14 protein-coding genes and 1 tRNA gene are annotated in these 14,429 nt (G+C 61.5%); 10 read left to right on the top strand and 5 right to left on the bottom strand.

Features of this window, described 5'->3' with window-relative positions:
- Positions 1–13 precede the first annotated feature (13 nt).
- From AB1E33_RS11595 to AB1E33_RS11585, 3 genes are read right to left on the bottom strand one after another with little or no spacing between them, the layout of a single operon-like run.
- Positions 14–1,507 carry an FGGY-family carbohydrate kinase gene (locus AB1E33_RS11595; protein ID WP_372577438.1) on the bottom strand — a complete coding sequence of 498 codons (1,494 nt, stop codon included), beginning with the start codon at positions 1,505–1,507 and terminating at the stop codon, positions 14–16.
- A complete protein-coding gene (locus AB1E33_RS11590) occupies positions 1,507–2,601 on the bottom strand; it encodes a M42 family metallopeptidase (protein ID WP_372577437.1) in 1,095 nt (364 codons plus the stop codon). The genes AB1E33_RS11595 and AB1E33_RS11590 overlap by 1 nt, the downstream gene beginning before the upstream one ends.
- Entirely contained in the window at positions 2,598–3,398 is an 801-nt protein-coding gene (locus tag AB1E33_RS11585) for a BtpA/SgcQ family protein (protein WP_372577436.1), read from the bottom strand. The genes AB1E33_RS11590 and AB1E33_RS11585 overlap by 4 nt, the downstream gene beginning before the upstream one ends.
- A gap of 88 nt (positions 3,399–3,486) precedes the next feature.
- Here AB1E33_RS11585 and AB1E33_RS11580 point away from each other — a divergent pair, with 88 nt between their 5' ends.
- Both AB1E33_RS11580 and AB1E33_RS11575 read left to right on the top strand, forming a co-directional pair.
- Positions 3,487–4,515 carry an aldo/keto reductase gene (locus AB1E33_RS11580; protein ID WP_372577435.1) on the top strand — a complete coding sequence of 343 codons (1,029 nt, stop codon included), beginning with the start codon at positions 3,487–3,489 and terminating at the stop codon, positions 4,513–4,515.
- Positions 4,512–5,354, top strand: coding sequence for an amidohydrolase family protein (locus AB1E33_RS11575; RefSeq protein ID WP_372577434.1), 843 nt, complete (start codon positions 4,512–4,514; stop codon positions 5,352–5,354). Before AB1E33_RS11580 ends, AB1E33_RS11575 begins: the two co-directional genes overlap by 4 nt.
- Positions 5,355–5,414: 60 nt before the next feature.
- Here AB1E33_RS11575 and AB1E33_RS11570 read toward each other — a convergent pair.
- A tRNA-Ser gene (locus AB1E33_RS11570) sits at positions 5,415–5,504 on the bottom strand.
- Between the two features lie 203 nt (positions 5,505–5,707).
- On the opposite strand from AB1E33_RS11570, the gene AB1E33_RS11565 reads away from it, so the two are divergent.
- From AB1E33_RS11565 to AB1E33_RS11530, 8 genes are all read left to right on the top strand, one after another.
- Entirely contained in the window at positions 5,708–6,559 is an 852-nt protein-coding gene (locus AB1E33_RS11565) for an SPOR domain-containing protein (RefSeq protein ID WP_372577433.1), read from the top strand.
- A 16-nt stretch (positions 6,560–6,575) separates the two neighbouring features.
- A complete protein-coding gene (locus AB1E33_RS11560) occupies positions 6,576–7,742 on the top strand; it encodes a D-alanyl-D-alanine carboxypeptidase family protein (protein ID WP_372577432.1) in 1,167 nt (388 codons plus the stop codon).
- Positions 7,739–8,362: a dTMP kinase gene (gene tmk / locus AB1E33_RS11555; RefSeq protein WP_372577431.1), complete on the top strand. Its 624-nt coding sequence runs from the start codon at positions 7,739–7,741 to the stop codon at positions 8,360–8,362. The genes AB1E33_RS11560 and tmk overlap by 4 nt, the downstream gene beginning before the upstream one ends.
- Before the next feature lie 11 nt (positions 8,363–8,373).
- Complete coding sequence (locus AB1E33_RS11550) at positions 8,374–9,495, top strand: DNA polymerase III subunit delta' (protein ID WP_372577430.1); 1,122 nt, start codon at positions 8,374–8,376, stop codon at positions 9,493–9,495.
- Complete coding sequence (locus AB1E33_RS11545) at positions 9,492–10,304, top strand: TatD family hydrolase (protein ID WP_372577429.1); 813 nt, start codon at positions 9,492–9,494, stop codon at positions 10,302–10,304. The genes AB1E33_RS11550 and AB1E33_RS11545 overlap by 4 nt, the downstream gene beginning before the upstream one ends.
- Positions 10,301–11,101: an MBL fold metallo-hydrolase gene (locus tag AB1E33_RS11540; protein ID WP_372577428.1), complete on the top strand. Its 801-nt coding sequence runs from the start codon at positions 10,301–10,303 to the stop codon at positions 11,099–11,101. Before AB1E33_RS11545 ends, AB1E33_RS11540 begins: the two co-directional genes overlap by 4 nt.
- A gap of 27 nt (positions 11,102–11,128) precedes the next feature.
- On the top strand, positions 11,129–12,061 hold the full coding sequence (locus tag AB1E33_RS11535; RefSeq protein WP_372577427.1) for an AEC family transporter: 933 nt from the start codon (positions 11,129–11,131) through the stop codon (positions 12,059–12,061).
- Positions 12,062–12,128: 67 nt separating this feature from the next.
- Positions 12,129–12,830, top strand: coding sequence for a CbiX/SirB N-terminal domain-containing protein (locus tag AB1E33_RS11530; protein ID WP_372577426.1), 702 nt, complete (start codon positions 12,129–12,131; stop codon positions 12,828–12,830).
- A 198-nt stretch (positions 12,831–13,028) separates the two neighbouring features.
- Here the strand turns inward: AB1E33_RS11530 and AB1E33_RS11525 are convergent, their stop codons facing one another.
- A complete protein-coding gene (locus AB1E33_RS11525; RefSeq protein WP_372577425.1) occupies positions 13,029–14,318 on the bottom strand; it encodes a peptidoglycan-binding domain-containing protein in 1,290 nt (429 codons plus the stop codon).
- Between the last annotated feature and the right edge of the window lie 111 nt (positions 14,319–14,429).

Genomic DNA, 14,429 nt, shown 5'->3' with positions numbered 1-14,429 from the left:
CCTTGTCCAGCCTTCAGCGCGCGCCGAGTTCTGCTGCGATATCCTTGGTCTGTTCATACAGCCTGCGAAATAGGCCATATGCCTTCTCATAGGTGGCAATGGGCTGTGCCTTGATCACTTTCACCGGGGGATTCCAGACGGCAATGTCGGGGCGCTTGACCAACCCCACCGCAAGTGCGGCCAGAAAGGCGTCGCCATAGCTTGCGCCCGTCGACTTTTCACAAACGACCTGGTCGATGCCGGTAATGTCCGAGGTCGCCTGCAGCCATAGCGCGTTTTTTGTCCCCCCACCGACAGCCAGCAGGCGTTTGGGGGATTGACCAAGTTCAGCGAAAGTATCGGTGACATGCCGTGTGCCATGCGCGATGCCTTCGATCAGAGCGCGGTAGATATCGCCACGGGTATGGGTCAGGTTCAGCCCGAACACCGTGCCCTTGGCGTGCACATCATGGATTGGCGTCCGCTCGCCCGAGAAATAGGGCAAGACCAGCAAACCTTTCGCCCCGGGGGGTGAGGTAGCAGCTTCCTGCGCCAAGTTGGCAAACGCCTCGTCGACCGGCAAGTCGCGCGCGATTTGATCCCGGAACCAATGCGTCAGTGTGCCCGATGTGGCAAGCCCCGCCATCGAGGCATGTTCACCCGCAAAAAGCCAGGGCGCATACCAGATGCGCGGGTCCGAGACCTGCGTGGCGGCGCGCAGAATGATGAAGATGGTCGAGCCATACATCATCATCATGTCTCCCGGTTGATCGACGCCTACGGATAAGGCTTCTGCAGCGGCGTCGATCGTGCCGGTCGTTACCGGCGTTCCTTCCGCCAGTCCTGTCTGTTCGGCTGCGGATCTGGTGATGTGGCCCGCAATCTCGTTCGACCAAGCCAGGCGCGGCAGCTTGTCGAGCGCGATGATGTCGTCGGCAAGATCGTCGACCCAATCCTGTTTCACCACATCATAAAGCGGCGAGAAATTCGCGGCGGTATAGTGATCGATCACCACCTCGCCCGTCAGACGCTGCACCAGAAAGCTCGTCGAGGTCAGAATATGTGCGGTCTGCGCAAATATCTCCGGTCGCTTCCGCCTGAGCCAGAGGATCTTGGGGCCGACCGATTGCGAGGTCAGAGCATTGCCGCAGCGGGCAATGATCGTGTTCTCCCCGATCCGTTCGGTCAACTCACGCACTTCGGCTTCGGCACGCCCGTCAACGCCGTAGAGGACGCCGTTCATCAGGGGCGATCCACCTTCGTCGACCGGCAACATGCAAGGACCGATTGCGCTGCAGGCCACGGCCTTGATTTCGCGCGCATCGATGCCGCTATTGCGCAAGAGGGTTTGGCTGACATTGGCAAAATCACCCCACCAGTCCTCCTCCGGCCGGTGTTCCGCCCAGCCCGGTTCAGGCACTAGCATCTTGTGCGCGCGCATAGCTTGGGTGTGGATGACGCCATCGGCATCGACAAGAACACCCTTTGTTTCATAGGTGCCTATGTCAATGCCAAGCGTATAGGCCATCAGGTATACTCATCCCGATCAAGTGAGAAGTCAGGCCCGATGCGGCCAAGACCAGCCTCCAGAAGATCGGTCAGGGCCACCAGATCGCTCAGTTCACAAACCTCTCTAGCGGAATGCGAATAGCGCATCGGAAAGCCCAAATCGATCGCAGCCACACCAGCGCCCACCAATTGCACATAGGACAGGTCGGTCAAAATGCCGGTCTGAGCGCTGCGTTGTAGCGCGATGTTGTTTGCCTGTGCCGTCCGATCGAACAGATCGGTCAGGGCCGGATGCGGGATGACACCGTTCAACGTGCCCCGCCCATGAAAGGAATAGAGGCTCATCCCCGGACCCTGACCAAGCGCCATGTCCCCCCGTGCGGCCATGTCGGGCGTGTCGGTTGCAAGCATCAGATCAATCTGGATAGCGATGTCGGGTTGCAGGTGCTGCGCCAGCGGTTGCGCGCCGCGTAGATTGAACTCCTCCTGCACGGTAAAGGCCAGATGTACCGGCGGCCCGCTCTTTCGCTCTGCCAGGCGCCGCGCCATTTCCAGCAGGACGGCGCAACCGGCACGGTCGTCAACACTGGTGCCCGCGATCCGGTCATTGGCCAGTGCATTGGAGTGCGGCGCATAGACCACGGGCGTCCCGATATTGATGCCCGCAGCGACCACCTCTGTGACCGAGTTGAAACCGGCATCTACATAAAGATCAGCGTAAGGCAGAACCTTGTATTTCTGATCCGGCGCTGTCGCGTGGTGGCTCTTGTTAGCGATGATGCCAGCAACGTCGCGGCCTTCTCCGACACAGAGCAAAACTTCTTGCGCCGCCAGGGCGCGTTCCGGAACGCCGCCCAGCCGCTCAAGCCGGATCATCCCGCCCGCCTCGATCCTACGCACGACAAAGCCCAACTGATCCATGTGGGTAAACAGCATCACGCCGGGGCCCTCGCCCGGAAAATGCGCAACCAGATTTCCAAGTCGATCCGACCTGCTCGCGACACCAATATCATCCAGGCGCTGTCGTATCGCGCGGCGCACGCGGTCCTCGTGTCCGGACAGGCCCGGGACCATCATCAGGTCCAGAAGATCGCGCTTGATCCGGTCTTTCATGCGCGGGCCTTTCGCACGCGCGCCATGAAGTCACGGGCCCGATCAGGATCAACCGGGTTCCAGGTATCGCCATCCACCTTCAGCGAAGACCCCACAATACAGCCATCCGCAACAGCCAAAACATCTGCAACCGTTTCGTGTTTGACGCCGGTATTGGCCATCACGGCGACATCCGGCAGAACTGCCTTGACCGCCTCAAGATCGGACATGGCTGCGGCCTCGCCGGTGATCTGGCCCGATACCAGAACGGCGTCCGGGATGGACGAGAATACCGCGCTGCGCGCCCGATCCGGCAAGGGCCGCTGATCGAGGGAATGGGCGAATTCGGCCGAAACATTATAGAGCATCGCCATGTCGGGGCGGTTCAGCCTGTCTCGATACCGCATGGCCTTACCGGCATCCGGCGTCCATGGCCCCATATCCGACGCATAGGTTCCGGTGAAAATCTCGCGCACGAACGCAGCCCCTGTGGCAACGCCCAAGGCCACGCTCGACATCGGGTCCCAAAGAACATTCACACCGAATGGCACTTGGATCTCAGGCTTGAGCTGACCGATGATCGCGGCCATCGTCGCGGTTGAAGCCATGTCTACCTGGAACTCGTAGGGCCGATCATTTTCATTGCCGAACATCACCGCGTCGAACCCGGCACCCTGCAAAGCGACCAGATCGGCACGCGCCGTCGCAAGCAGATCAATTGATGGTTCAAAGAGCGGCGTTCCAGGTAAGGCACCGATGTGAACCATACCAATAACAGGTTTGGTGTTGCCAAACACGCGATCAAAATTCTGTGTCATGCCGCCCTCCTTCGCAAGACTAAGTCCATGGGTCTGTTTACGTAAAGAGAAATTGGGTTAGGTTGCGTCATCGGAGAAGGAGAGCTCGATGGCTTTGAAGACACGGCACTGGGATCGTCTTGGCAATGGCGGTCTGACGTTCACGGAATTGGGCTTTGGCACCGCACCTCTGGGAAATCTCTACAAGGCGATCTCGGACGAGGAGGCGCGCGCCACCCTGGATGCAGCCTGGGACGGTGGTGTACGTTACTACGATACCGCGCCCCTTTATGGTCTGGGTCTTGCGGAAACCCGGTTGAACCCGTTTCTGAGGGGCAAGCCCCGGTCGGACTATGTGCTCTCATCCAAGGTGGGACGGCTGGTCCAGCATTGTGCGCCAGAAAATCGCTCGGGCGTGGGCAAATGGTTCGACGTCCCACTGCGACGCGAGCAGTTCGACTATAGCTATGACGGGGTCATGCGCTCGTTCGAACATTCGTTCTCGCGGCTTGGCGTTGATCAGATCGACATCCTTTATGTGCATGACCTGTGTATCTTTTCGCATGGCTCCAAGGAGGCGTCCGATACCCGCATTGAGGAGTTCTTTGGCGCGCGCGGATATGACGCCATGATCTCGCTCAGGGATCAGGGCCTGATCAAGGCAATCGGCGGCGGCGTCAATGAATGGGAAGTTTGCCAGACGCTGGCAGAGCGCGGGGATTTCGACCTGTTCCTGCTGGCTGGTCGCTATACGCTGCTGGAGCAGGCTGCGCTGGACAGTTTCCTGCCACTTTGTGAGGCGCGCGGCATCGGGATCGTAACGGGTGGGCCATATAATTCTGGTATATTGGCAACCGGCGCCAAACCGGGCGCCTATTACAATTACGAGGTGGCACCAAAAGAGATACTGGATCGCGTTTCCGCGATCGAAGACGTTTGCCGAGATCATGGCGTGCGACTGGTCGATGCGGCCTTTCAGTTTCCGCTGCTTCATCCGGCCCACGTTGCCGTCATCCCCGGCGGACAGCATGCCAGCGAAACGGCAGACAATCTGCAAGCCGCTCAGGCCCAGATACCCGCCGCTCTTTGGGCCGATTTGAAGACCAAAGGCTTGATGCGGGAGGATGCCCCGACGTGAAGATCGATGCCCATCAGCACTTCTGGCAGCCCCTGCGCGGAGATTATCACTGGATGCCAAAGGACGATCAGACACTGAACCGTCCCTACGCGCCCCCTGATCTGGAACCCCATCTCAGGGCGCATGCGATCGGAGCTTCGGTGCTGGTACAAGCAGCCCCTACGCTGGAAGAGACGGAATACATGCTCGGCCTTGCTGATGCGACTCCGTTCATAAAGGGCGTTGTCGGGTGGGTTGATTTCGAAAACCCGGATCACCACGCTCATCTGGTTCGGCTGGCCAACCATCCGAAGTTTCTTGGCGTGCGACCGATGATCCAGGACATTGGTGATGTGAATTGGATGCTGCGCGACGACATCCAGTGGGCGTTTCGCGCCGTGATGGATCTGAATCTGACATTTGATGCGTTGGGCTTTCCCAGGCATTTGCCGAATTTCCTTGCGCTGACCACCCAATATCCAGAAATGCGCGTTGTCTACGACCACTGTATGAAACCGCAAATTCGCGATCAGCGGGCGGGACAAGACGCTTTTGCAGACTGGGCAGACGGGATGTCACGCCTTGCCGATCAAACAACCGGGTGCTGCAAATTCTCAGGTCTGGTGACCGAGGCGGGTGCGGATTGGACGATCGAGGACTTGCGTCCCTTCGCAATGCACGTGCTCAATGCCTTTGGCGCTGATCGCGTCATGTTCGGCAGCGATTGGCCGGTGTGCAGGCTGACATCGGACTATAACACCTGGTATGAAACGGCGCAGGCATTGACCAGTCATCTAAACGACGCGGAGCGGGCAGATATCTTTGGCGGGACAGCCGCAAGGTTTTATCGCCTGACCTGATGCACCGGGATGACTGCGATTGCCCAATGATTGATGGCGCTTCGTTTGACGAACAGCTTGTGGCGGGGAGACAGGGATTCGAACCCTGGGAACGCTCTCACGCTCAACGGTTTTCAAGACCGCCGCATTCGACCACTCTGCCACCTCCCCGCTGGGCTGGTGATCTAGATCGTCACGAAAGATCGCGCAAGCAAAAAGCGGGAAAACTTGCCGAGGCCGGTCCTGCGGTCTTTCATTGGCACAACCCGCAGGCTATGATCCGCCGCAATGGGGTTTTTTGCCCTGATCATAGAATGACCGGACAACCGGCACCGGGCCGCTTAGGCGGCCATACTCAGGCAAGGAATATGACCATGGTTCGAGCAATCGTGAAATGCAAAGCCCTTGTTGCTCCGGCTGTGCTGGTGCTCTCGCTGGCCGTTCTGGCCGGGTGCGAAGAAGGCAAACGCCCCGCCTTCCTGCAGCCCAAGGACAAATCGGAAACCGGCGCGTCGCCCAGCAAGGATAGTTCCAAGGCCATCGAGCGCGACGTCGAGGCACCCAACGTGTTTCAGGCCACCGAGGCCGGACTCTGGGACGGGCGGCCCTCGCTGGGTGGGGTCTGGGTCGCGCATCCGGATGCAACCGACCCGGAACGGGTGATCATCACCAACACCGCAAATGGCAGGTCCGTCGTCGGCGCGCTGTTCCGGCGTGAACGCGACATTCCCGGCCCGCGCCTGCAGGTTTCGTCCGACACTGCCGAAGCGCTGGGTATGCTGGCGGGCGCACCGGTCGAATTGAACGTGATCGCCCTGCGCAAGGAAGTGATCGAACCCGAGCCGGTGATCGAAGAAGAAGAGATAACTGAGGTCGAAACGGTCGAGGTCACTGACGAGATCACCGCAACCGAGCTGGACCCGATCGCAGGCGCCGCTGCGGCAATCGAGGCTGCACCTGAAACACCGGCAGCGCAGGCCCCAGCGGCAAACCCGGGGTCGTCTTATGTGCAAATCGGCATCTTCAGCGTCGAGGCCAACGCCAACCGCGCGGCCAATCAGATGCGCAGCGCCGGAATGACTCCCTCGGTCCTTGAGGAAAGCGCCAGCGGCAAGACATTCTGGCGGGTCGTCGTCGGACCCGCAAACACAAAATCGGAACGCACGGCATTGCTGAACAAGGTCAAGAAGACCGGGTTTTCAGATGCCTATATCGTGAAGAGATAAAAGGAGGTCAGACCCGGTGCTGACACAACTTCAAAGAACCGCCCTCGTCCTGTCCCTAGCGCTTGTCGGCCTGCCCGCTGCTGCGTTCGACACCTCTGCCAAGGCGGCTTATGTGCTCGATCAGGGCACCGGCACGGTGCTGTTGTCCAAAAATGCCGACGAGCCGCTGCCACCTGCTTCGATGTCGAAGCTGATGACGCTTTACGTTGCATTCGAGGCACTGCGCGACGGACGGCTGACGCTGGACGAACAACTGCCGGTCTCGGAACACGCGATGAGCTATGGCGGCTCGACCATGTTCCTGAATACCCAGGACCGGGTCCGGGTCGAGGACCTGCTACGCGGCATTATCGTGCTGTCGGGCAATGACGCATGTGTGGTGATCGCCGAGGCGCTCAGCCCCGACGGTACCGAGGCCGGGTTTGCCCGCTACATGAACAAGCGGGCCGAACAGATCGGCATGAACAATTCCAACTTCGCCAACTCCAACGGCTGGCCGGCCGCCGGACACCGGATGTCGGTGCATGACCTGGCGGTCCTGGCGAACCGGTTGATTACGGATTTCCCGGAATATTACCCGCTCTTCTCCGAAGAGGTGTTCGAGTTTGACGGCCGCGCGCCCTCGAACAAGAACAACCGCAACCCGCTGCTCAAGCTGGGCATCGGCGCGGACGGGCTGAAAACTGGGCACACCGCCGAGGCCGGATATGGTCTTGTGGGATCCGCCAAGCAGGGTGATCGCCGGGTGATTTTTGTGATCACCGGGGTTGATACAAATGCCAAGCGCGCAGAGGAGGCCGAGGCCATTGTTAACTGGTCGTTTCGCCACTTTGTCGAAAAAACCCTCGCCGAAGGCGACGAAGCGGTTGCCCAAGCACAAGTCTGGATGGGCGCTAAACGATCGGTAGGGCTGGTGCCCGGCGACGATCTGAGCCTGCTGGTCCCGGTACTGGGCGACAAGGAGATCACTGCCGAGGTGGTCTATAACGGACCGATCAACGCCCCGATCGAACAAGGCCAGCAACTGGCGGAACTGATCATCAAACCCGATGAATTGCCCGAGATTCGCCGCCCGCTGGTGGCCGCACAGGACGTGCCGCTTGGCGGCTTCATTGTCCGCCTGAAAACGGCAGGCATGATGCTGTTCGACCAGTTTATCAACGCGCCCGCGGGGTCTTCGTGACGGCGCGGGGCCTGTTCCTGACCTTCGAAGGCATCGACGGTTCCGGAAAATCGACGCAGGCGCGGCTGTTGGCGGATGTGCTGCGGACGCAGGGCCGCGAGGTGATCCTGACCCGTGAGCCGGGTGGATCGGCGGGGGCCGAGGAAATCCGGCGGCTGGTACTGGAAGGCGAGCCCGACCGCTGGTCGGCGGAAACCGAAATCCTGCTCTTCACTGCGGCGCGCCGAGACCATATGGAGCGGACCATTCTGCCTGCGCTGGCAGCAGGCCAGATCGTGATCTGCGACCGTTTCGCCGACAGCACCCGCATGTATCAGGGCCTGTCGCGCGGGGATCTGCGGGCACTGGTGGATCAGTTGCATGACCTGATGATCGGGCGCGAACCCGATCTAACCCTGCTGATCGACATGGACCCCGAAACCGGCCTGGCACGCGCCAAGGGGCGGCAGGGCACCGAAGAGCGGTTCGAGGATTTTGGACCCGAACTGCAAAAACGCATGCGGCAGGGTTTTCTGGATCTGTCCCGGGAATATGCCGACCGGTTCCGTGTTATCGACGGCAACCGGCATATGGGTGACGTCGCGCAGGATGTGGCGGACATCGTGCTCAAAGCACTGTAAGGGTCATCACGATGAGCGATGATCTTCCAGCACCAGACCAGGCCCCCGGCGCACCGCATCCGCGTGAGACCCAGAGGCTGTTTGGCCACGCGCAGGCAGAGCAGGCATTTCTGGAAGCGTTCAATTCGGACCGCCTGCACCATGCCTGGCTGATCACCGGCCCAAACGGTGTCGGCAAGGCAACGCTTGCCTGGCAGATCGCGCGGTTCCTGCTGGCCACGCCTCCTGCCGCCGAGGACGGGTTGTTCGGCGCGCCGCCACCCCCAACTTCGCTGGCCGTTGATCCCGAGCATCCGGTGGCACGGCGCATTCTGTCCGGGGCCGAACCCGGTCTGGCCTCAGTGACCCGATCAGTCAGTGACAACAAACGCTTGCGCAACGAGATCGTGGTCGATGATATTCGCAGACTGGGCAAGTTCTTTGGCCTATCTTCGGCGGATGGCGGGCATCGGGTGGTGTTGGTCGACAGCGCCGACGAGATGAACACAAGCGCCGCTAACGCGCTGCTGAAAATGCTCGAAGAGCCGCCCGCCCGCACCACGCTGCTGCTGATCTCACACCAGCCCTCGCGGCTGTTGCCGACGATCCGCTCGCGCTGCAGAACCCTGCGGCTGCACCCACTTTCGCCCGAGGACATGCAGGCCGCGCTGGATCAGGCCGGGGCCGATGCGCCGTCTGACGCCGGTCACCTTGCGGCGCTGGCGGCGGGGTCGGTGGGCGCAGCGCTGCGACTGATCAATCTGGACGGGCTGCGTATCTACGAGGAACTGATCGCCATTATGGGCACCTTGCCGCGTCTCGACCGCCCGCGCGCCCTGAAGCTGGCCGAAGCCAGCGCACAGCGCGGCGCGGCAGAGCGGTTCGAGCTGCTGCTGAACCTGATCGACATCGCACTCAACCGGTTGGCGCGGACTGGTGCCAGCGGCCAGCCACCCTCGCCCGAGGCCGCCAGTGGCGAGGCACAGGTACTGGCACGACTTGCCGCCTCACCTCATGCCGGGCGTGCCTGGGCACAAACGGCAGCGACGGTCTCGGCCCGCGCACGACATGGTCAGGCGGTCAACCTTGACCCCGCTGCGCTTGTCCTAGATACGGTTTTCAAGATGCAGGAAACCGTTGGCCAGACCGGATGAACGACAGCACGATCCCTCAGATTACCGACAGCCATTGCCATCTCGATTTCCCCGATTTCGAGGGCAAGCTGCCAGAATTCGTCGCCCGTGCCGCCGAGGCAGGCGTGACGCGCATGGTGACGATCTGCACAAGGCTGCGCAACGAACCCAATGTGCGCGCCATTGCCGAGGCCCATGCACGGGTCTTTTACGCCGCAGGCACCCATCCAATGAGCGTCGCCGAGGAACCGATGGTCACCGTTGACCAACTGGTCACCCTGTCGGCCCATCCAAAATTCGTTGGCATTGGCGAGACCGGGCTGGATTACCATTACACGTCCGACTCGGCAGAGGTTCAGAAACAATCTCTGCGGATCCATATCGAGGCCGCACAGCGCACCGGCCTGCCGCTGATCATCCATGCCCGTGCCGCTGATAACGACATGGCCCGCATTCTGGCCGAGGAATACCGCAACGCGCCTTATGCCTGCGTGATGCACTGTTTTTCCTCCAGCGCCGGTCTGGCGTGCGCCGCGCTGGATCTGGGCTTCTACCTGTCGATGTCGGGCATCGCCGCCTTTCCCAAAAGCCAGGAATTGCGCGACATATTCGTCGCCGCCCCGGTCGAGCGTATCCTTGTCGAAACCGATGCACCCTATCTTGCCCCGCCACCTCATCGCGGCAAGCGCAACGAGCCTGCCTTTACCGCGCATACCGCCCGGGTCGGAGCGGAACTGTTCGGGCTGGACTACGCCGATTTTGCTGCGCAAACGCAGCAGAATTTCGACCGCCTATTCGCCAAGGCCGCACAATACCGGGCCGCCGCATGAGCGATACGCTGCGCTTCACGATCCTCGGCTGCGGGTCTTCCGGCGGGGTACCGCGGCTGGGCGGGCTCTGGGGCGATTGCGATCCCGAGAACCCGCGCAACCGACGGCAGCGTTGTTCGATGCTGGTGGAACGTGTAGGGGCCGAGGGCACCACGACAGTCCTGATCGACACCGCTCCTGACATGCGCAACCAGTTGCTGGCCAGCGGCACCGGGCGGTTGGATGCGGTGGTCTATACCCACGCCCATGCTGACCACGTGCACGGGATCGACGATTTGCGCATGATCGTGTTCAACATGCGCGCACGGGTGCCGGTCTGGGCCGATGGCGACACGCAGAACGCCCTGCTCGGCCGCTTCGGTTACGCCTTCGTGCAGCCCGAAGGGTCACCCTACCCACCCATTCTGGACCTCAAGACCATCGATGGTACTTTCGAAATCGACGGCCCCGGCGGCCCGATCCCGTTCCGGCCTTTTCGGGTCGGCCATGGCAGCATCGACGCGTTAGGGTTCCGCATTGGCGATCTGGCCTACTTGCCCGATGTATCCGAGATGACGGATGAGGCCTGGGACGCGGTCAGTAATCTGGATATCTGGGTGCTGGACGCGCTGCGCCGAAACCCGCACCCGACCCACGCCCATCTGGAACGCTCATTGGAGTGGATGGCACGGGCGCAGCCGAAACGCGGCATCCTGACCAACATGCATTTCGACCTGGATTACGCCACTGTCGAGGCCGAAACATCCGACCACATCACTCCCGCCTTTGACGGGATGGTAATCGAATTGGTGCTCTGACATGACCCGCATGCCGGCAGACCCGTCATGCTGAACACCTTGGCCACTGTCATCCTGCCGGTCTTTCTGGTGATCGGCGCGGGATATGTCGCAACCGGCGTGGGCTATATCAAGCAGCCCCATAACGACGCGCTGATGCGCTTTGCGACCGGCTTTGCGATCCCCTGCCTGCTGTTTCACGCGATCGCCAAACTGGACCTGCAAAGCAGTTTCAATCCCGACCTGCTGATCAGCTTCTATCTGGCCGCCGCGCTGTGCTTCACCGCCGGGTTGATGGGCGCGCGGGTTCTGTTTCGCAGGCCATGGGAGGATTGCGTCGCAATCGGGTTCTGCTGCCTGTTCTCGAACTCGCTGATGCTGGGCATCCCGATCACCGAGCGAGCCTACGGGACCGAAGGCCTGGCGGGCAACTATGCCATCGTGTCGATCCATGCACCGTTCTGCTATTGCCTCGGCATCACGGTGATGGAGATCATCCGCAATCGCGGCAATGGCGGGCGTCAGACCGTGACGGCAGTACTGCGCGCGATGTTCCGCAACGCGCTGATCATCGCGATCGGGCTGGGCTTTGCCTTCAACTTCAGCGGGCTCAGCATGCCCGGCGTGATCGATGACGCGTTGCAACTCATTATCCGCGCCGCCCTTCCGGTGGCGCTGTTTGCGATGGGCGGCGTGCTGGTGCAATACCGGCCCGAAGGCGACATGCGCACCATCGCCTTTGTCTGCGCGATCTCGCTGCTGTTGCATCCGGCGCTAGTCTGGAGCTTCGGCACCGCCCTGTCGCTGCCGCAGGATCTGTTCCGCTCGGGCGTCCTGACTGCGGCGATGGCCCCGGGTATCAACGCCTATATCTTCGCCAGCCTCTATGGCCGCGCGAAACGGGTGGCGGCATCGTCGGTGCTGCTGGCCACCGGTGCCTCGGTGCTGAGTGTCTGGATGTGGCTGACCCTGCTGAGATGACGGCTGCGCCGGATTGACATTGGCAGACGCCGCGACATTTATGTCCCAAGCCCCAATAGGACACCCCATGCCCGATGCCCTGATCGTCGCCCACGGACAACCCTCCGATCCTGAACCCGCCTCTGCCGAGTTGGCCGCGTTCGCGCGCGGGGTTGAGGCCCACGCGCCGGGCCTGTCGCTGGCCAGCGCCACACTGGCCGCGCCCGGAGAGCTGGATGCGGCGGTGCAGACCCTGCCCTCGCAGGCGCCGGTCTACCCGCTCTTCATGGCGCGGGGTTGGTTCGTGACCGAGGTGCTGCCGCGCAGGTTAGGCGCGCAGGATCTGACCATTCTGAACCCTCTGGGCGTAGAGCCCGACCTTCCCCGCCTGGCCGCGCAAACATTGTCCGAAACCATGGCGCAGCAAGGTTGGCAGCCGCAGGACACCACGCTTGTGCTGGCAGCGCATGGCTCGGGCCGCAGCCGCAATCCGTCGGCGGTTGTCAATGCCTTTGCCGATATGCTGAAGCCCATGCTCCACGGCTGCGATATACGGGTCGGCTTTGTCGAGGAGCCCCCGTCGATCGAAGACGCCGCGCGCGGGATCGGTGCGCGCGGCATCTGCCTGCCCTTTTTTGCCTGCCAGGGCGGCCATGCCAACGAAGACGTACCGCAGGCGCTGAAGGCGGCCGAGTTTCAGGGCATCCTGCTACCTGTGCTGGGGGAATTGCCGCCCGTCAAACGCCGCATCGCCGAACAGTTGAGCACGTATACGGACCCAGCGAGTTGAGGCTTTCGCGTCACACACCGGGACCGGGCCGTAGCTGCGGATTGACCGAGTGCTTCGAATAGCCGAATTAGAAACCCATAAATAGGACAGGCCGGGTTTGAACATCCGGATCGCAAGGTCTGACCGAGGGACAAAAAGGAACGCCCATCCGCGCAGAACGGACGGGCGTTTTCTTTTTCTATATGTACCTTACGGCGGTCAGTTTTCGGTAGTCGGGAAGATCGGCAGCGCCGCCGTTCCGGTGCCTGCGCCATTGTTCGCCGCACTCAGAATTGCCAGCCGGTCCGGGTTCTGACCCAACACCGCACCGCCATTTTGCGCGGCGCTCACTGCCAGCTTCATCCACTCGGCCGCTTGTTGTCCGGTGGGTTTGGCCACGCCGAACCCTTCGCGCAGTTGGTGGCTGACCAACTCGCCATAGCCAAGCTCACCCGTGGCTGTCAGCAACACGGCAGAGGCCAGCGCCAGTTTCGGCGTGTCGGTGCGGTAGCCGATGCCTAGGCAGACCTCGCCTGCAGATTGCAACTGGTCCATCGACCGGCCCGACCCTTCCAGAAAGGTCTTGGTCTTTGCGATCACACGCGCGGGCGGTTCGTTGTCGATACCTTTGATCTGCGGTGCGATCGCCTGCGCCAGACCATCGCACTGTGCCTGGATCTGGGCGCTGGTCATGTTGGGAATCGTCGCCTCAAGACGTGAACTTTGCGCCATCGCCTGAGTCCGGGCCACGCAGAACTGTTCATTCAGAGCAAATTCCGGATCGGTGACCTGACCTGATTGCGTCAGACCACCATTGGCTGCGGTCAGCACATTGACCTCGTTGCAGTGCTCATTGGGCGAGCGTGCGGTCTGGCCAAACGTGAAATCCGGCAGTTCGGCATCGTCGGTCTTGACCGGTGTGGCCGCCGGAGCAGGCGCGGGTGCAGGCGTCGGGGCCGGGGCTGCCGGGGCCGGAGCCGTGGCAGGTTGCACCTGCGGGGTCTGGATGCCCAGTTGTTCGTTGCGATATGTGCGCAGCAAGCCGCCCTGCCCCTGCGTGGCAACGATCTGATTGTAAGGGGCCACATGGGCGCTGGCGAGCGCGCGTTGTTGCGAATTCAGCAGGAAGCTGCGCTCGTAATCATTGAGGTAGCCGTCGATCGGATACCCCATATCGGCCTGAAAGCGCGAAATACCGGCACGGCTGTTGCGTCCCAACGACCCGTCAACCGCCCCGACATTATAGCCGAAATAATTCAGCGCCGCCTGCACGTCGCGGTTCTGCTGCCGCTGAGCGGAAGAGATGCCCGAATATCTGGGCGCGGTGCTGCGCTGGCGCTGGGTAGCGGCCCTTTGGCGCTGCTTGTTCTTGTGAACCTCGTTCACGATGATGCCCCCAAGCAGTGCGCCACCGATCAGGGCCGCCGCCTCATCCGCGGGGGCCTGTTTTGCGGGAATCAGTGCGACGCTGGAGGCCAGCACTGCCATACAGATATGTTTGGTATACATTTCAACAACCTCGTTGAAGTCGCGGGCCCATAACAATCAGAACCCAGATCGACAGATTTCCTGTCGAGACTAAATGAACAGACCCACACAGCCCACCAAACCAGCCGCGTC

The organism is Ruegeria hyattellae (assembly GCF_041537925.1).
Taxonomy (GTDB): Bacteria; Pseudomonadota; Alphaproteobacteria; order Rhodobacterales; family Rhodobacteraceae; genus Ruegeria_C.
The sequence above is the reverse complement of the archived record's forward strand: the minus strand, read 5'-3'. Positions and strand labels throughout refer to the sequence as shown.